At 71.5% G+C, this 16,911-nt stretch carries 17 protein-coding genes; 10 read left to right on the top strand and 7 right to left on the bottom strand.

The window, feature by feature from the left end; genetic code table 11:
• Nucleotides 1–43: 43 nt before the first annotated feature.
• Nucleotides 44–832, top strand: a complete 789-nt coding sequence (locus ACFQS1_RS32725) for an ABC transporter permease (RefSeq protein WP_378975867.1) — start codon at nucleotides 44–46, stop codon at nucleotides 830–832.
• 13 nt (nucleotides 833–845) lie between these two features.
• Nucleotides 846–1,631 (top strand): ABC transporter ATP-binding protein, encoded by a 786-nt coding sequence (locus ACFQS1_RS32720; protein ID WP_378975865.1) that lies wholly within the window; start codon nucleotides 846–848, stop codon nucleotides 1,629–1,631.
• Here the strand turns inward: ACFQS1_RS32720 and ACFQS1_RS32715 are convergent.
• A complete protein-coding gene (locus tag ACFQS1_RS32715) occupies nucleotides 1,628–2,365 on the bottom strand; it encodes a carbon-nitrogen hydrolase family protein (protein WP_378975863.1) in 738 nt (245 codons plus the stop codon). The genes ACFQS1_RS32720 and ACFQS1_RS32715 overlap by 4 nt on opposite strands.
• Before the next feature lie 96 nt (nucleotides 2,366–2,461).
• On the opposite strand from ACFQS1_RS32715, the gene ACFQS1_RS32710 reads away from it, so the two are divergent.
• The gene (locus tag ACFQS1_RS32710; RefSeq protein WP_378975861.1) at nucleotides 2,462–3,520 is read left to right on the top strand and encodes a MerR family transcriptional regulator; all 1,059 of its coding nucleotides are present in this window, start codon (nucleotides 2,462–2,464) and stop codon (nucleotides 3,518–3,520) included.
• A 203-nt stretch (nucleotides 3,521–3,723) separates the two neighbouring features.
• Here ACFQS1_RS32710 and ACFQS1_RS32705 read toward each other — a convergent pair whose 3' ends face one another.
• Both ACFQS1_RS32705 and ACFQS1_RS32700 read right to left on the bottom strand, forming a co-directional pair.
• Complete coding sequence (locus ACFQS1_RS32705; RefSeq protein ID WP_378975859.1) at nucleotides 3,724–3,873, bottom strand: hypothetical protein; 150 nt, start codon at nucleotides 3,871–3,873, stop codon at nucleotides 3,724–3,726.
• Between the two features lie 16 nt (nucleotides 3,874–3,889).
• Entirely contained in the window at nucleotides 3,890–5,608 is a 1,719-nt protein-coding gene (locus ACFQS1_RS32700; protein ID WP_378975857.1) for an alpha/beta hydrolase, read from the bottom strand.
• Between the two features lie 231 nt (nucleotides 5,609–5,839).
• Here ACFQS1_RS32700 and ACFQS1_RS32695 point away from each other — a divergent pair, with 231 nt between their 5' ends.
• The 3 genes from ACFQS1_RS32695 to ligD are packed head-to-tail and all read left to right on the top strand — an operon-like array spanning nucleotide 5,840 to nucleotide 10,426.
• Complete coding sequence (locus tag ACFQS1_RS32695) at nucleotides 5,840–7,636, top strand: diguanylate cyclase domain-containing protein (protein ID WP_378975855.1); 1,797 nt, start codon at nucleotides 5,840–5,842, stop codon at nucleotides 7,634–7,636.
• A 59-nt stretch (nucleotides 7,637–7,695) separates the two neighbouring features.
• Nucleotides 7,696–9,456: an acyl-CoA dehydrogenase gene (locus tag ACFQS1_RS32690; protein WP_378975853.1), complete on the top strand. Its 1,761-nt coding sequence runs from the start codon at nucleotides 7,696–7,698 to the stop codon at nucleotides 9,454–9,456.
• Nucleotides 9,457–9,478: 22 nt separating this feature from the next.
• Entirely contained in the window at nucleotides 9,479–10,426 is a 948-nt protein-coding gene (gene ligD / locus ACFQS1_RS32685) for a non-homologous end-joining DNA ligase (RefSeq protein WP_378975851.1), read from the top strand.
• Between the two features lie 37 nt (nucleotides 10,427–10,463).
• Here ligD and ACFQS1_RS32680 read toward each other — a convergent pair whose 3' ends face one another.
• Entirely contained in the window at nucleotides 10,464–11,675 is a 1,212-nt protein-coding gene (locus ACFQS1_RS32680) for a hypothetical protein (RefSeq protein WP_378975849.1), read from the bottom strand.
• A 164-nt stretch (nucleotides 11,676–11,839) separates the two neighbouring features.
• Between ACFQS1_RS32680 and ACFQS1_RS32675 the strand changes: the two genes are divergently transcribed.
• A complete protein-coding gene (locus ACFQS1_RS32675) occupies nucleotides 11,840–12,544 on the top strand; it encodes a SemiSWEET transporter (protein ID WP_378975847.1) in 705 nt (234 codons plus the stop codon).
• Nucleotides 12,545–12,604: 60 nt separating this feature from the next.
• Here ACFQS1_RS32675 and ACFQS1_RS32670 read toward each other — a convergent pair whose 3' ends face one another.
• Nucleotides 12,605–13,171, bottom strand: a complete 567-nt coding sequence (locus tag ACFQS1_RS32670) for a Uma2 family endonuclease (RefSeq protein WP_378975845.1) — start codon at nucleotides 13,169–13,171, stop codon at nucleotides 12,605–12,607.
• A gap of 174 nt (nucleotides 13,172–13,345) precedes the next feature.
• Between ACFQS1_RS32670 and ACFQS1_RS32665 the strand changes: the two genes are divergently transcribed.
• Nucleotides 13,346–13,492, top strand: coding sequence for a hypothetical protein (locus ACFQS1_RS32665; RefSeq protein WP_378975843.1), 147 nt, complete (start codon nucleotides 13,346–13,348; stop codon nucleotides 13,490–13,492).
• 44 nt (nucleotides 13,493–13,536) lie between these two features.
• Here the strand turns inward: ACFQS1_RS32665 and ACFQS1_RS32660 are convergent, their stop codons facing one another.
• Entirely contained in the window at nucleotides 13,537–14,199 is a 663-nt protein-coding gene (locus ACFQS1_RS32660; protein ID WP_378975886.1) for a lysozyme, read from the bottom strand.
• A 118-nt stretch (nucleotides 14,200–14,317) separates the two neighbouring features.
• Nucleotides 14,318–14,443 (bottom strand): hypothetical protein, encoded by a 126-nt coding sequence (locus tag ACFQS1_RS32655; RefSeq protein ID WP_378975841.1) that lies wholly within the window; start codon nucleotides 14,441–14,443, stop codon nucleotides 14,318–14,320.
• Between the two features lie 93 nt (nucleotides 14,444–14,536).
• Between ACFQS1_RS32655 and ACFQS1_RS32650 the strand changes: the two genes are divergently transcribed.
• A complete protein-coding gene (locus ACFQS1_RS32650) occupies nucleotides 14,537–15,493 on the top strand; it encodes a GlxA family transcriptional regulator (protein WP_378975839.1) in 957 nt (318 codons plus the stop codon).
• A 29-nt stretch (nucleotides 15,494–15,522) separates the two neighbouring features.
• On the top strand, nucleotides 15,523–16,908 hold the full coding sequence (locus ACFQS1_RS32645; RefSeq protein WP_378975837.1) for a glucose-6-phosphate dehydrogenase: 1,386 nt from the start codon (nucleotides 15,523–15,525) through the stop codon (nucleotides 16,906–16,908).
• Nucleotides 16,909–16,911: the final 3 nt, after the last annotated feature.

Genomic DNA, 16,911 nt, shown 5'->3' with positions numbered 1-16,911 from the left:
GCGGGTGCCATCCCGCCCCGCATGCAAAATCGGACGGAGCAACATGACCGACATCGAGGCGGGCTCCCGCGGGTCGCGCGTGTGGACCAACGGAGTGCTGCCGACCCTCGGCGTGGTCATCACGATCGCGGTGTGGTGGCTGGCGACCGAGGTGTTCCACATCGACCCGTTCTACGTGCCCTCGCCGGCCGACGTCGTCGACAAATTCCTCGAGATGCCCGGCTTCCTGGTCCAGGAATCGTGGATCACCGTTCAGCGCGTCCTGATCGGCTTCGTCATCGCCGTCGCCGGCAGCCTGATCATCGCGGTGACCCTGGCGGCGTCGCGCACCGTCGAGCGGATGGCGATGCCGGTGCTCGCCGCGGTCAACGCGATCCCCAAGGTGGCGCTGGCCCCGCTGCTGCTGGTCTGGCTGGGCTTCGGCAACACCCCCAAGATCGTCATGGTGGTGCTGGTGAGCTTCTTCCCGGTGATCGTCTCCACCATGGCCGGCCTCACCTCCACCCCCACCGACCTGCGCGAGCTGGCCCGGTCGCTGAAGGCCTCGTGGTGGCAGACCTTCGTCAAGGTGCGGCTGAAGTGGGCCCTTCCGCAGATCTTCGTGGGCCTGAAGGTGGCGACCCCGCTGGCCATCATCGGCGCCGTCATCGGCGAGGTGGTCAGCCCCGACCACGGCCTGGGCTCGGTCATCGTCGGCTCCAGCGCCTCCAGCGACACCACGCTGGCCTTCGTCGCGCTGGTGCTGCTGGCCGTCATCGGCGTTGTCCTGTTCTATCTGGTCGCCGGGGTCGAGCGGCTGCTCGTGCCGTGGGCCAAGGCCATCTCCTCGTGAAGCTGAGGCGCAAATGATCACCATCGACGGGGTATCGCAGACGTTCAAGGGCCGGTCCGGCTCGGTCGAGGCGATCCGGGACGTCTCGCTGGAGATCGGCGACGGCGAGTTCCTCACCGTCATCGGCCGGTCGGGCTGCGGCAAGTCGACGCTGCTGCGCATGATCGCCGGCCTGCTCAAGCCGACCGCCGGCACGGTGAGCGTGGCCGGCGAGGTGGTTCGCACCCCGCGCCGGGACGTCGCGATGGTCTTCCAGAAGGCGGCATTGCTGCCGTGGCGCTCGGTCGAGGACAACATCCTGCTCCCGGTCGAGATCTTCGGCTGGCGCCGGTCCGAGTACCGCCCGCGCGCCGAGCACCTGCTCGAGATGACCGGCCTCACCGGCTTCCGCAAGCGCCTGCCGCACGAGCTGAGCGGCGGCATGCAGCAGCGGGTGTCGCTGTGCCGGGCGCTGATCCAGAGCCCGAAGGTCATGCTCATGGACGAGCCGTTCTCCGCCCTGGACGCCCTCACCCGCGAGGAGCTGGCGGTGGAGCTGCAGCGCATCCACATGGAGCTGGGCACCACGATCGTCTTCGTGACCCACTCCATCCAGGAGGCGGTCCTGCTGGCCGACCGGGTCGCCGTGCTGAGCTCGCGCCCCGGCCGGGTGCGCCGGCTGGTCGAGATTCCGATCCCGCGGCCGCGCACCTTCGGCCACAACGCGCACCTGGATCAGGTGGCCGGCGTTTCCGCCGAACTGCATTCCCTCCTGCTGAGCGACGACCATCTGCCGGCGTCACCCCAAAAAAGCCATTAATCGTACGGGTCGGCGGGGCCGACAACCGCAGCATGGACCACGCCGCTGACGCCCGTGGGCACCCGGGCGACCACCTGGCCGGCCGGATCCAGCAAGCAGGTCGGTCCCAGCCCGATCCGCGACTCGTCGCGCTCGCCCATCACGTCGGCCGAGGCCAGCCACATGCCCGTCTCGCGGGCCCGCTCGGCCCGGATCGCGTTGTGCCGCTCCTGCCAGAAGAACGCCTTCTCCCGCGGCATCATGTTCTGCGCCGGCACGAGCAACACCTGCGCGCCGTTGGCCGCGACCGCGGCGGCCGCCGCCGGGAACCGCGTGTCGTAGCAGATGTTGATCCCGAAGCGCACGCCGTCGCGGTCGAACACCGGGTACTCGTCGCCGGGCGTGAACACGGATTCCCCCGGGACCAGGAACGTCTTCCGATACCGCCCGACGACCTGTCCCGCCACGACCACCGCGGCCGTGTTGAAGTAGCGCCCGCCCTCCCGCTCGATCATCCCGAGCACCAGGGTCTGCCGGATCCCGGCCAGCTCGGTCAGCACCGGGGAGTCGAGCGGCAGGGCCTGCGCCCGCACGTGCGACTCGGTGACCAGGTAACCCTGCAGAAAGCACTCGGGAAACAGCAGCACGCCGACGCCGGCGTGGTCGGCCAGCGCGGCGAACTCCCGCACGACGGCCAGCGCGGCGTCGACATCGCCGAGAATCTCCGGCGTCTGGCAGGCCCCGATCCGCGTCACGCCCCCAGGGTAGGCCGGCCGGCTTGACCTTCACCCAGGGGGAAAGCCCAGCGTGGGGTGTGCCGGTCGAGTGGCCGGCACGAGGAGGATGACACCGTGGGGCTGGTGACGATCGGGGCTTTCGCCCGCGCGGCGAAGCTCACGCCCAAGGCGTTGCGGCTGTACGACGACCTGGGCCTGCTGCCGCCGGCCGCGGTCGACGGCGAGTCCGGATACCGGTTCTACGACCTGGACCAGCTGGGCCGGGCCGGGATGATCGCGCGGTTGCGGGGGATCGGGATGCCCCTGGCCGAGATCCGGGCGGTCTGCGACCTGGAGCCGGCCGTGGCGATCGAGGCGATCACCGCGTACTGGCGGAGGGTCAGCGCCGAAACTGCCGGCCGCGCCCACAACGTCGCCCTCCTCGTCGAGCACCTGTCTCAGAAGGGGGCAGTCATGTCCGACACCACATTCAAGTACGCCGTCCGCTGCGACATCGGCCGGGGGCGCGACACCAACGAGGATGCTGCCTACGCGGGCGAGCGCCTGCTGGCGGTCGCCGACGGCACCCGAGGGGCTGGCGACGTCGCCGGCACCGCCATCGAGGCCCTCCGGGCGATCGAGCTGACCGACGCGCCGGCTGCCGAGTTGCTGGCCGGGCTGGCGGCGGCCGTCGAGCAAGCCGACCGATCGGTGCGCGCCGGCAAGACGGATGCGGCCACCACGCTGACCGCGATCCTGCGGCGGGGCACGCAGCTCGCGCTGGCCCACATCGGCGACACGCGGGCGTATCTGCTGCGTGGCGGCGAGCTTTCCCCGCTGACCCAGGACCACACGTGGGTGCGCAACGAGGTCGAGCGTGGCCGGCTCAGCGCCGAGGAGGCCGCCGCGCATCCGCAGCGTGCGCTGCTCACCCGGGCGCTGGGCGCGAGCGCGCAGCCGGTGGAGGCCGATCTCGCGCTGCGCACCGCGCTGGTGGGCGACCGCTATCTGCTCTGCTCGGATGGCATCTCCGCGGTCGTCGGGCGCGGTGACCTGCAAGCCGCGCTGTCGGCGGCGAGCGATCCGGAGGCGGCGGTGCAGCGGCTCGTCGAGCTGGCCTACGCGGCGGGCGCCCCCGACAACATCGCCTGCGTGGTCGCCGACGTCGTCGGGGGTGAGCGCGATGCATCGTGACATCGCGGACCTGGCCGCCGCACGCCACCGTCGCCGAGATCGGGCGCCGCGCAGGTCACGCCAGATTACGTCGCAAGCGAGAAAGGCGGAGGAGCGCCGACTGTTGTGCGGCTGACGCCGCGCCGGAGTGGCGGGGCGGCGGGAAACGCTCCGGGGCATCGACCGATCTTGATGAGTTCGTGCGCGGAACGAACGGCGGTTTATCAAGATCGGGGCTGCATGTGCGGGCGGCCGCCGTCGCCGGTGGCCAGGATCCGGAACTTGCCGTCCACCGGATCCGCCCCCAAGGGGGCGATGGCCCGCCGAGCCGAAGGCGAGGCCAGCCAGCTCAGCAACTTTCGCTGCAACGTCATGAATCGGAACGTACCGCTATCGATCGAGCAGGTCACGCAGGCGTACGGTATCGGCGGTCGTCCATCCCGGTGGCGGCGCCAGCGCCGCCCAGCCGTCGACCGTGCCGGACTTGTATACGTGGCCGTGCCCGGTCGGCGCCTTGTTCGCGAAGATCAGGTCGACCGTGGTCTGCCAGAAGGTGATCACCGGGTACCAGTGCATCGCCGGGGTCACGTCGGGGCCGCGCTCGCCGTGCAGCCACTGCGGCCGATGCCACAGCAGGCTCGGGCTCACCCAGACCACCGGGTCGGACGAGTTCTGCATGTAGACGACCTTGGGCGGCGGCCCGCTCCGGGAGCGCAACTCCTCGGCGCGGCTGGCGAACTCGATCGGCAGCGCCGGGTACGACGGGTCCCACACCGGGGTGCCCTCGGCCCGGTCGCGGGTGAGCCGCTGGTGGATCGGGTTGGCGAAGGTCGGCCCCTCGAGCAGGATGCCGTCGGCGCCGGCCACCATCTTTTCCGCGGTGCCGAAGGTGTGCTCGGTCCCGTACGTCCCCAGGCTCTCCCCGAAGATCAACAGTTTGGGCCGGGCGCCGGCCGGCATCGCCGCCCACCGGTCGTGCACCGCCGTGATCAGGGCGGAGGCCGCGTCCACCACCTGGGTGCGGCCGAAGAGGAAGCAGAGCGCGCTGGGCAGGTACGAATACTGCATCGACACCAGCGCGGTGTCGCCGCCGTACATGTATTCCAGTGAGCTGGTCACGTCGTTGTCGACCCAGCCGGTGCCGGTCGGGGTGAAGACCGCGACCACCGCCCGGTCGAACGCGCCGGTGCGCTCCATCTCGCGCACCAGCAGGCCGGCCCGCTGCCGCACGTCGCCGGCCGAGGCCAGCCCGGCGTAGAGCCGGATCGGCTCGGCCGCCGGCCGGCCGGTGAAGTCGGTGATCTGCCGCGGGGTCGGCGCCTTGGTCACGAAGTTGCGGCCCTGCCGGCCCAGCGAGTCCCAGCTGACCAGCGAGCCCGGCCCGCCCGAGCGCAGCACGCTGTCCGGCCGCACCACCCCGCTGCCGGTGCCGCTGTCGGTGATCGCGGCCGAGCGGTCGGCGGTGGTGTAGAGGCTGTCGACCAGCAGGCCGTCGAACGCGCCGTAGCTGAGCACGGTGACCACCACGAAGCCGGCGCAGTAGGCCGCCGACTCGGGCACCAGGCGCTCGAGGAGCCGGGCGATGCCGTGCGCCGCCAGCCGCAACAGCCGGGCGGTGAGCAGGAGCAGGCCGAAGGTGAGCAGGCTGACGCCGACGGTGCGCATCGCGTCGTACTCCTGCTGCGGCTCCATGCCGAGACGTATGCGCAGGTCGCGCTGCCATCGGGTGCCGAGCCAGAGGAAGATCAGGATGAGTACCGGGACCAGCGCGAACAGCAGCCGCCAGGCGATCAGCTCGACCCGGCGGCTCGGCCAGCATCGCAGCCGCACGAGGGCGCCGATCGCGGTGCCGGCCGCGTACCCCAGGACCGCGGTGAGCCCGGCGACCACGCCCTGCAGGAACCAGGAGCGGGGGAGCAGCGACGGGGTGAAGGAGAGGCAGTAGAAGACGGCCGAGAGGCCGAAGCCGGTCACGCTGAGCCCGCACCGGACCACCCGCCGCCGCGGAAGCGTGCTCTTGGCGATCGGGCCGCGCCGCTGCGTGGGTAGCCAGCTGCCGCGTCGCGGCGCCGTCGTCTCCGGCGGAGCCGTCACCACCAGCCTACGCATAGGCGCTCCCCCACAGCCTCTCGCCGAGACAGATCGAAGGATCGTCCGATCCTTGCGCCGCCGCAACTATGTTCCGCCGTCGCACCACCATCTTCTGTCACACGGGCCACCCCCGCACTGCCATAAACCCGTCAAGATCGGGCATTTCCCCAACCGGCCAGGGATCTTCCCGGGGAAACCCCTAGGGAGCGGCGTTTTGCTGCCGATGACAACTCGAGGAAGGGGTGAGAGATGCGGCTACGCAACTGGATTGCCGTGGTGGTCAGCGTGTTGCTGCTGGCCGCGGCCGGCACCATCGGCATTCTGGTGAACCGGTCGGCGCTGCGCGCGGCCGACACGGTGCACCGCGCCGACTCCCAGGCCCTCGCCGTCAACAACGGCACTCTCACCCGGCAACTCCAACTGCTCGGCGCGGCCGAGCTGGCGAACTTCCTCACCGACCACGCGCTGCGCCTGGGCCGCAACAGCGCGACCGACCGGCAGGCGCTGGCCATGCTGGTCGCCAAGAGCGAGACCTTCGGGTACGGCGCGCTGATCACCGACCTCGGCGGCAACGTGCTGACCGCCAGCCGCGCCGACGGGATCCCCGCGGCCACCGATCCGGGCTGGAAGGCCATGCGGGACGGGCTCGCCGCCGGCCAGCCCGGCTTCTCCTCGGTGATGCAGGTGGGCGGCGTCCCGCTGCAGGCGGTCGCCGTGCCGGTCCTGGCCGGCGGGCGCCCGGCCGGAGTGCTGATCGGCCTGAACTCGGTCGCGTCCACCGCCCTGCAGAAATACATCCAGGGCCTCAAGGACGGCGTCCACACGACCATCGTCGTCGACTCCAGCGGCACGATCGGCGTGACCGAACAGGCAGCGAGCATCGGCAAGAAGGTCGACCCGGCGATCCGCGCGGAGATCGCGCGGGCACCCCGCAGCGGCACCTTCGTCGAGTACACCGCCGGCGGCACCGAGATGGTCGCGGTGGTGGTCGGGCAGATGCCCGGCGGCTGGGCGTACGTGCGGACGCAGTCGAAGTCGTCGTTCGACGGCGCGGTGCACAGCAAGAGCCAGACGCTGAACCTGACGCTGCTCGCGATCATCCTGATCGGGGTGACCGCGGTGTCGATCCTCGGCTACCGCTCGATGATGCAGCGCCGCCGCAACGACGAGCGGTTCCAGGCGCTGTTCCAGCACGCCCCCGACCTGGTGTCGGTGCTCGACGCGAACGGGAAGATCGCCTACTCGAGCCCGAGCGCCGGGGTGGTGCTGGGCTTCGGCAGCGGCCGGCTGGTCGGCACCAGCGTCTTCGACATCGTGCACCCGGACGACCGCCCGTACATGCTGCACCACTTCTCGCAGCTGCTGAGCGAGCGGGACGCGGTGATGCGCCTGCAGTGCCGGGTCCGGCCGGCCAGCGGCGAGTTCCGGTGGTTCGAGTTCACCGCGTCCAACCAGATGCACAACCCGGCGCTCAACGGCGTCGTGATCAACGCGCGGGACATCTCGGACACCCGCGAGTTCCAGGAGCGGCTGGCGCACGAGGCGGCGCACGACGCGCTGACCGGGCTGCCGAACCGGCGGCGGATGCAGGACGCGCTGGGCGCGTCGCTGCGCGCCGACGCCGTCGCGGTGCTCTTCGTCGATCTCGACGGCTTCAAGCCGGTCAACGACGCGCACGGCCACGAGGCCGGCGACGAGCTGTTGCGCCAGGTGTCGCAGCGGCTCAGTTCATGCGTACGCGAGAACGACGTGCTCTCCCGGGTCGGCGGCGACGAGTTCGTGGTCCTCATGCCCGGCGTGCACGACCCGGCCGACACCGAGGCCATGTGCGCCCGCATCCGCCAGGCCGTCGAGGCCCCGTTCCTGATCGACGGCGCCGAGGTGCGCATCGGCGCCAGCGTCGGCGTGCATCTCGCCCCGCTCGCCGGCGACCCCGACGAGGCGCTGCGCGCCGCCGACCACGCCATGTACACGAACAAGAAGTCCCGCACCCGGCTGGCGCTCGCCACCGCCGGCCGGCCCGGGCGGCACCGCGCGGAGCCATAGCGGCCGCCCTCCGGCACACTGGAGGTCCCTGGCCCCGACTCGCGAACGGCGGTGACCGCGTGTCCCGGATCCTGTCCCGGCGTGACCTCGACTTCCTCCTCTACGAGTGGCTCGACGTCGAGGCGCTGACCGCGCGGGAGCGGTTCGCCGAGCACTCGCGCGAGACATTCGACGCGTTCCTCGATCTGTGCGCGCAGATCGCCGAGCGCGACTTCGCCCCGCACAACCGGCGCAACGACCTCGAGGAGCCCACCTTCGACGGCGAGCGGGTGCGGGTCATCCCCGAGGTGGCCGCGGCGCTCAAGGCGTTCCACGCGGCCGGCCTGACCGCCGCCACCATGGACGAGCGGCACGGCGGCTCCCAGCTGCCGGTCGTGGTGGCCCGCGCGTGCTTCCTGTGGTTCCAGGCGGCCAACATCGGCACCTCGTCGTATCCGATGCTGACGATGGCCAACGCGCACCTGTTGATCACGCACGGCAACCAGGAGCAGATCGACACGTACGTGCGGCCGATGCTCGAGGGCCGGTTCACCGGGACGATGTGCCTGTCCGAGCCGCAGGCCGGCTCCTCGCTGAGCGACGTGCTCACCCGGGCCGTACCAGTAGGAGACGGCACTGAGCCGGCCCGCGGCGGAAAACCGATGCAAAACCGGGTTTACAGGGTCACCGGCAGCAAGATGTGGATCTCGGGCGGCGACCACGAGCTGAGCGAGACGATCGTGCACCTGGTGCTGGCCCGGGTGGCCGGCGCGCCGCCCGGGGTGAAGGGCCTGTCGCTGTTCATCGTGCCCAAGCACCTGGTCGGCCCGGACGGCGCCGTCGGCGAGCGCAACGGGGTCGCGCTGGCCGGCCTCAACCACAAGATGGGCTACCGCGGCACCACCAACGCGGTCCTCTCCTTCGACGGCGCCACTGGTTACCTGGTGGGCGAGGAGGGCAAGGGCCTGGCCTACATGTTCCACATGATGAACGAGGCGCGGATCGGGGTGGGCGCCGGCGCGGTGGCGCTCGGCTACACCGGGTACCTGCACGCCCTCGCCTACGCCCGGGAGCGGCTGCAGGGCCGCCCGGTCGCGGCCAAGGACCCGGCCGCCCCGCCGGTCCCGATCGTCGACCACCCGGACGTGCGCCGCATGTTGCTCGCCTCCAAGTCGTACGTCGAAGGGGGTCTCGCTCTGGTGCTTTTCGCCGCGAAGCTGTTGGACCAGCCCTCGCCGGAGAACGACCTGCTGCTCGACGTGCTGACGCCGATCGTGAAAGCCTGGCCGTCGCAGTGGTGCCGGCTCGCCGACGACCATGCGATCCAGATCCACGGCGGCTACGGCTACACCAGGGAGTACCCGGTCGAGCAGTTCTACCGCGACAACCGGCTCAACTCGATCCACGAGGGCACCGACGGGATCCAGGCGCTCGACCTGCTCGGCCGCAAGGTGGTGATGCGCGACGGCGCCGGCCTGACACTGCTGCTCGCCCGGATCCGGGAAACCGCCCTGGCCGCGCCGCCGGAGCTCGGCGAGCCGGTGCTGGCGACGGCCGACCGGCTGGCCCGCACCACCGCCAAGCTCTGGGCCGGCGGCGACCCGACGGTCGCGCTGGCCAACGCCACGCTGTATCTGGACGCGGCCGGCCACCTGGTGGTCGCGTGGCTGTGGCTCTCCCAGCTGGCCGCCGTGGCGGACAAACCGGGCGACTTCTACGACGGCAAGCGGGTCGCCGCGCGCTACTTCATCACCCACGAGCTGCCGCGCACCGGGCCGCTTCTCGATCTGCTGGACTCCCGGGACACCCTGCTTGTCGATCTCAACGATGCCTGGCTGTAGCAAAAGCGGTTAGGTTGGGCCCATGGCGGCTTCTCCGGCGACGGAGGTCGAGGTCGGTGACTACGCGGTCCGCGTCTCGAACCCGGGGCGGATCTACTTCCCCGACCTCGGCCTGACCAAGCTCGACCTGGTCAACTACTACCTCTCAGTCGGCGACGGCATCGTCCGCGCGCTGCGCGAGCGCCCGTGCATGCTGCACCGCTTCCCCGACGGCCTGGCCGGGGAAAAGGTGCACCAGAAGAGGGTGCCGCACGGCGCGCCGCCCTGGCTCGAGACGGTCCGGGTGAAGTTCCCGCGGTACAACCGACACGCCGACGAGCTGTGCGTCACCAAGCTGGCCGACGTGATCTGGGCGGTGCAGATGTCGACCGTCGAGTTCCACCCGTGGAACTCGCGGCGGGCCGACACCGAGAAGCCCGACGAGTGGCGCATCGACCTCGACCCGATGCCGGACTGCCCGTTCGACCGGGTCAAGCGGGTCGCGGGGGTGGCCCACGAGGTCCTCGACGAGCTCGGCATCACCGGCTATCCGAAGACGTCCGGCGGTCACGGCCTGCACATCTACGTGCGGATCCGGCCGGAGTGGCCGTTCGGCGAGGTGCGCCGGGCGGCGCTGGCGTTCGCCCGCGAGGTGGAGCGGCGCGCGCCCGACGACGTGACCACCACCTGGTGGCGCAAGGACCGCGACCCGGAGAAGCTGTTCGTCGACTACAACCAGAACGCCCGCGACCACACGATCGCCAGCGCGTACTCGGTGCGCGGCGTCCCCACCGCGACCGTCTCCACCCCGATCGAGTGGTCGGAGATCCCCGACGTCGACCCGCGCGACTTCACGATCAAGACGGTTCCGGCGCGCTTCGCCGAGCTGGGCGACCTGCACAAGACCATCGACGACGAGGCGTTCTCGCTCGCCACGCTGCTGGAGTGGGCCGACCGGGACGGCCTGGACGTCGCGGAGGACGAGGCATGAGGCTGACCCTCGCGCTGACCGGCGCCGGAATGGGGCGCTAACCCGGCCGGTAGGCGATCGCCGGGTCGAGCAGGCGCACCCAGCCCGGCCGCCACGCCCGGGCCCGGGCGTCCATCTCCTCCTCCAGGTTGGTGCGCCACGGCCCGGAGACGCCGTCGTCGGCCCACCACCCGGGCCACGAGTCGTACCGCCGCTCGATCCGCACGCCCGAGCCCGTGGTCTCGACCCGCAGGAACAGCCAGCGGCCGTACCGCGGGTCGGCTTCGGCGTGCCGCAGCCGGCGCACCAGCTCGGTGAGCTCCTGCAGGGCCTGATAGGGCGGCTCGTCGCCGCGGCGGGCCGGCGGATGCTCGCCCGGCTGCACGCTCATGCTGGTCGCGTCGGCGTACGCCAGCACCGTGCACCGGCCGTCCCCGGACGGCGAGCGCCAGCGCATCCAGCCGGCCAGCGCGTCCAGCTCGCCGGTGGCCGGGGGAGCGGGCCGGCGCAGCTCGTCGGCCTCGTGCATCGCGCCCCACACCAGGCGGTCGTGCTCGCCGCGGCTCAGCCTGCGCACCCGGCGCATCGGCGGCCGCTCGCCGGGGGCGATGCGCGGCGGGCGGGTGCCGGCGGTGATGCCGCCCCGGCCGGCCGCGGCCATCGCCGCCCCCGGGTCGAGCCGCGGCTCGGTGAGCCGGCCCAGCAGCCGCTCGAACGCGGCGGCGGTGACCTCGCCCCGCACCGCCGCGGTGAGCAGCCGTTCGGCCGCCTCCCGCACCTCGTCCCGCTCGGCCGGGGTGGGCAGCGGGTGCTGCCCCCACTCCTCGACCACGTCGTCGAGCTCGCGCAGCGTGTTCTCGCCGCTCAGCACCGCGCCGACGACATCGACCAGGCCGTCCGCGACGCCGTCCGAGTAGCGGCAACGTGACCAGCGGCCCTGGTCGTGCCAGACCACGAAGCCCAGCCGGTCGGCCTCGGCCGGCCCGGCCAGCTCGTCCCAGGGCAGCCAGTCCGGCGCGCCGGTGAGCAGGTCGATCGGCGGATCGGCGGACGCGGTGGCGCTGTGGTCGCGGTCATAACCGAACAGCACGGCCCGGGCGCCGTCGAGCAGCGCCAGCCGCGCCCAGCTGCCACCGTGATCGTCGTGGTGGCCGCCGCGCTCGTCGACATACCAGACATCGGGGTAGCCGATGCCGGTCAGCGACGCGGCGAGCGCCGCCCAGCGCGTCCACAGCAGCCCGGGCGCGGGCAGATCCACGTCGGTCAGCATCCGTCCACTGTGCCAAACCGCCGGGCGACGGCGTCACCGGCCCGGCCCGGTTGCTTGCTCGGTGCGAAAGGTTGCAGGTCGGTGGTAGCGGGCGGATCTCGGTAAGGACACGCGTGCGCCGGGCGAAGGGACATTCGGCTCTGCCCTCGACCGAGAAACGGATCATGCTTACCCACGCCATCGGCTGCCTCGGCGCCGCGCTCTCCATGTCCCTGTCCTGGCCCCAGGTTTACAAGTCCTGCGTACAGCGCCGCACCGGCGGCCTGTCATCCACCGCGAGCGCGCTCGGCGTGGCGCTGCCCCTCGGCTGGATCACCTACGGCCTGCTCAGCGGCGAGCACATCCAGATCGTGACCAACGTGGTGACCGGTGCGGCCGGCCTGGCCATCCTGGTGGCTCTGCTGGTCACGCAGCCGGCGCTGCGTTCCGGCCGGGCGCTGCGGATGAGCGCCGGCGCTTTCGCCGGCGTCCTGACGATGGCCCTGCTGAGCGGTCTTGCCGCGGTTCTTCCGGGGGTACGGGGGCATCAGGTCGCCCCGGTGCTCGGGCTGGCGCTCGCCGCCTTCTCGATCCTCTCGGCGATCCCCCAGCCGCTGTCCCTGCTGCGCGACCGCCACCAGGACCTCTCCGGCCTGTCCCCGCTCCGCTGGCGGATGGGCGCCGGCGCCGGCGCGTCCTGGTTCGCCTACGGCCTCGGCACCGCCCAGCCCGCCGTCTGGGCCTCCGCGGTCGTCGGCCTGATCAGCGCGCTGACCGTGTGCACCATCATCCACCTGCGCAGTGACCACGCCGCCGCCGTCATCGACCACGACGCCGCCCGCTGGCGCAACTCGATCACCACCCGCAACCTGGCGATGGCCGGGATCTGACGGAGTTCCGCTCGTCGCGGCGGCCACCTCCGGGTGGCCGCCCGGCGCCGTCCGCGACAGTCAATCGCGGCGACGGCGGCGGAGCAGGGCGGCGATGTCGAGCTCGAAGGGGAACGGCTCGTCCGACGCGAGCGCCTGGCCGGGGCTCGCGACCAGGCCGGGCACGTAGTGGTCGCCGGCCAGCCGCTGCAGGTGCAGTTCCACCGAGTCGTCCGGCTGCTCGGCCCGCAGATACCACTCGATGCCCGCCGCCGCGTACAACTGGGGCTTGAGCAGACGGTCGGTGCCGGCGTTGCCCGGCGACACCACCTCGACGACAAGCTTGGCCTCGGCGGCTTCCACCGTCGTGCCGACATCGTCGGTGTCGGCCACGACGATGTCCGGCTGCAGGATGCGCCCGCCCGCCAGCCTGAGGTTGACGTCCTGCAGCACCAGCAGGCCGGCCCGCTCGGCGGGGTCGTAGAGCCCCTTCGCGAGCAGGAACGCGATGTGCTGATGCCGCTTGCTCGGCGCGGGGCTCACCCACAGGCTCCCATCGATCAGCTCGATCCGGTTCGCGGTCTCGCCGAGCGCGAAGTACTCGTCCTCGCTCCACGGCTCGGGGTGCTCCAGCACTGCCACGCTCATCGGATCGCCTCACCTCTTGGCGGATGCTGTCGTAAGCGTGCCATGTCAAGCCCGGCGCGTGCGACCGCAACGGTGCCCCCGCGGTCTCTTGCCTGCCGGCATTGCTCGTGTAAAGATCCGGAAATCGGCTGACCCGATAATCTGCGCGGTCGAGGCCGACTGGGGGACCGCGTGATGAGCATGGGTCGGAGCCCGGACCGCGCTGACGCTCTGATCGATCGGGTGGGCGAGCGGGAAGCTCTGGCCGAGTTGCTCGACGCGGTCCGGGGTGGGCAGAGCCGGGCGCCGGCCGAACGCGCCCGCCCGATGCCGCCGGCGTAGGACGGGCCGCATCGGGCGGGCGCGATGGCGCCGGGTGGCCGCGATCAGCAGCTGCCGTTGCAGGCCAGCACCTTGAGGCGGTCGAGCGCGCCGTGCCACTGGTTCGAGTCGCCGGCGAACGGGCCAGTCGACGAGTACTGCCAGAACGACCAGGTGGGCGCGCCGGCCGGCAGCGTGCCGGGCGAGCCGGCGTAGCGGGCCAGCCACAGCGGCGAGTTGGCCCAGAAGCCGCTGTAGTTGCCCGTGCACGTGGTCCACCAGTCGGTGGTGGTGTAGATGACCGCCCAGCGGCCGGTGCGGGCGTGGTAGCGGTTCAGGAACGCCGAGATCCAGGAGCGCATGCTCGCCTGGGACAGGCCGTAACAGGTGGCGCCGTACGGGTTGTATTCGATGTCCAGGGCGCCGGGCAGCGTCTTGCCGTCCGCCGACCAGCCGCCGCCGTGCGCCAGGAAGTAGTCGGCCTGGGCCGAGCCGCCGGCGCCGTTGGGCAGGGCGAAGTGGTAGGCGCCGCGGATCATGCCGACGTTGTACGAGCCGTTGTACTGCTGGGCGAAGTAGGGATTGGTGTACGACGTGCCCTCGGTGGCCTTCACGAAGGCGAACCGGGAGCCGGCGCTCCACTGTGCCGACCAGTTGACGTTGCCCTGGTGGCTGGAGACGTCCTGGCCGTAGGTGACCGTTGCGGCCTGCGCCGGTGCGGAGATCATCAGACCGGCCACCACGGCCGCCACGGCCACGGACGCTGCCCGAATAGCACGGATTGTCACAACCGAACCTCCGTTAAGGTGGGGGATCGGTCGATTCATTCATAGAAGGGCGTGGATATCAAGTGGTGTGCCGGAAACCCTCGTGGGAGGCTTTCCAGTCGGCGCTGTCGCGGGAGTCCGCCACGCGGCCGGCGATCGAAAAAGCGGTGATGACCAGGAAGAAGATTGCAAGCGCGATAGCCATGACACCAAGTCTTCTCGTCTCCGGCCATCGTCGACAGTGGCAGAGATGCCATACCCCTACAAAATCCTGCCAACGGGCCGTATGCTGCGTCACATGCTGCGCAACGTCGCCGTGATCGCGCTGCCCGAGGTCGCCATCTTCGAGCTCGGCGTGCTCTGTGAGCTGTTCGGCTACGACCGCACCGCCGAGGGCCTGCCCAGCTACGACTTCGCGCTCTGCTCGGCCGACGGGCGGCCGGTGCCCGGGCACGCCGGCTTCGAGGTGGGCGTCCAGCACGACATCGAGCGGGTCGACGAGGCCGATCTGGTGGCCGTGACGCCGTACGGATATCGCGAGCACGAGCTGCCCGAGCCGGTGGTCGACGCGTTGCGCCGGGCGCACGAGCGCGGCGCCTGGGTGATGAGCGTCTGCACGGGCGCGTTCGCGCTGGGCGCGGCCGGGCTGCTCGACGAGCGGCGCTGCACCACGCACTGGCTGCACACCACCGAGCTGGCCCGCCGGCACCCGGCGGCGAAGGTCGATCCGGACGTGCTCTACGTCCAGGACGGCAAGGTCCTGACCAGCGCGGGGACGGCCGCGAGCGTCGATGCGGGCCTGCATCTCGTACGGCAGGAGCACGGCTCGGCGATCGCGACGATGCTCGCCCGCCGGATGGTCGTGCCGCCGCACCGCGACGGCGGTCAGGCGCAGTACATCGAGACCCCGGTGCAGCCGGTCGAGTGCGAGACGCTGCAGCCGGTGCTCGCGCTGGTGCTGGAGACCCTCGACCGGCCGCACAGCGTGGAGACCATGGCCGGGCTGGCGCACATGGCGCCGCGCACGTTCGCCCGCAAGTTCCGCAACGAGACCGGGTCCACGCCGCACGACTGGCTGACCAGCCAGCGGCTGCTGCTGGCCCGGCGCCTGCTCGAGGATTCCGACCTCGGGGTCGACGCGATCGCCGAGCGCACCGGCTTCGGCAGCGCCGCGACCCTGCGCCACCACTTCGCCCAGCGGCTGAGCACCACCCCGCAGGCCTACCGGGGGACGTTCCGGTCACATTCGGTGTGAGGCCGCCTCCGCAGGGGCAAGCGACGGTCATGACCGTGTTCGTGCTCTTCGGCGCCACCGGCGACCTGGCCGCCCGGATGGTGTTGCCGGCGTTCTGGACCCTCGCGAACGAGGGACTCCTTCCCAAGAACTGGACCCTGGTCGGCAACGGCCGGGGCGACGTGTCGCACGAGAACTTCCGGGCACGCGTACGGGAAAGCCTCTCCGAATTCTCGGAAATCCCGCCGAACAAGGGTCCGTGGCGCGAGTTCGCCAAGCGGCTGCGGTTCGCCGGCGGCGGGTTCACCGGCGACTCGCCCGGCAGCCTGCTGGACGTGATCGCCGACGCGCGCCGGGATGCCGGCCGCAACGCCCAGCTCGTGCACTACCTCGCCATCCCGCCGGTCGCGTTCCCCGAGGTCACCAAGGCGCTCGGGGCACACGGCCTGGCCAAGGGGTCGCGCGTGGTCTACGAGAAGCCGTTCGGCACCTCGCCGTCCGGCTTCCGCACGCTCAACCGGCAGGTGCATGCCGTGCTGGACGAGTCGCAGGTCTACCGGATCGACCACTTCCTCGGCAAGGAGGCGACCCAACAGCTGCACGCGATGCGGTTCGCCAACGAGGCGCTGGCCGCGATCTGGAGCCGCGAGCACGTGGAGAGCGTGCAGATCGACGTGCCCGAGACGCTCGGGGTGGCGAACCGGGCGGTGTTCTACGACGAGACCGGCGCGACGCTCGACATGCTGGTCACCCACCTGTTCCAGGTGGCGGCCGAGGTGGCGATGGAGCCGCCGGCCTCGCTGGGCGCGGCCGACCTGCAGGCGGCGCGCGAGACGGTGATCCGCAGGTTCCGGCCGATCGACCCGGCCGAGGCCGTGCTCGGGCAGTTCGCCGGCTACCGCAAGCTCAAGGGGGTCGACCCGCGGTCGCGCACCGACACGTACGTGGCGGCCAAGCTCTGGATCGACACGCCGCGCTGGCGTGGCGTTCCCTTCCTGCTGCGCACGGGCAAGCGGATGGCCGCCGGCGAGCAGCGGGTCAGCCTGGTTCTGCGTACGCCCGCGAAGCCGTTCCCGAAACTGCCGCCGCAAGCCAACGTGCTGTCGTTCTCGCTGGCCGGCGACGGTGAGGTCGACCTCGCGCTGCTGGCGAAGAAGCCGGGCATCGCCGAGGACCTCGAGCCGGCCTCGGTCGCCCTGCCGCTGGCGCAGCTTCCGGAGGCCGACCCGCTGCCGCCGTACGCCCGCCTGATCCACGACGTGCTGGAGGGCGACCGCGCCCTCTTCACCCGCCCGGACGGCTTGTCGGCCGCCTGGAAGACGGTCAAGCCGCTGCTGGACGCGCCGCCCCGGCCGATCTCCTACGAGCCGGGCTCGTGGGGCCCGGCGAAGGCTCGCAAGCTGGCCGCCCCGCACAAATGGCTGCTGGGCCAGTAGACA

Origin of the sequence: Paractinoplanes rhizophilus (assembly GCF_042664765.1) — a bacterium.
Taxonomy (GTDB): domain Bacteria; phylum Actinomycetota; class Actinomycetes; order Mycobacteriales; family Micromonosporaceae; genus Actinoplanes; species Actinoplanes rhizophilus.
Note: the sequence above shows the minus strand (reverse complement) of the source record. Positions and strands in the feature narration are given on the sequence as shown.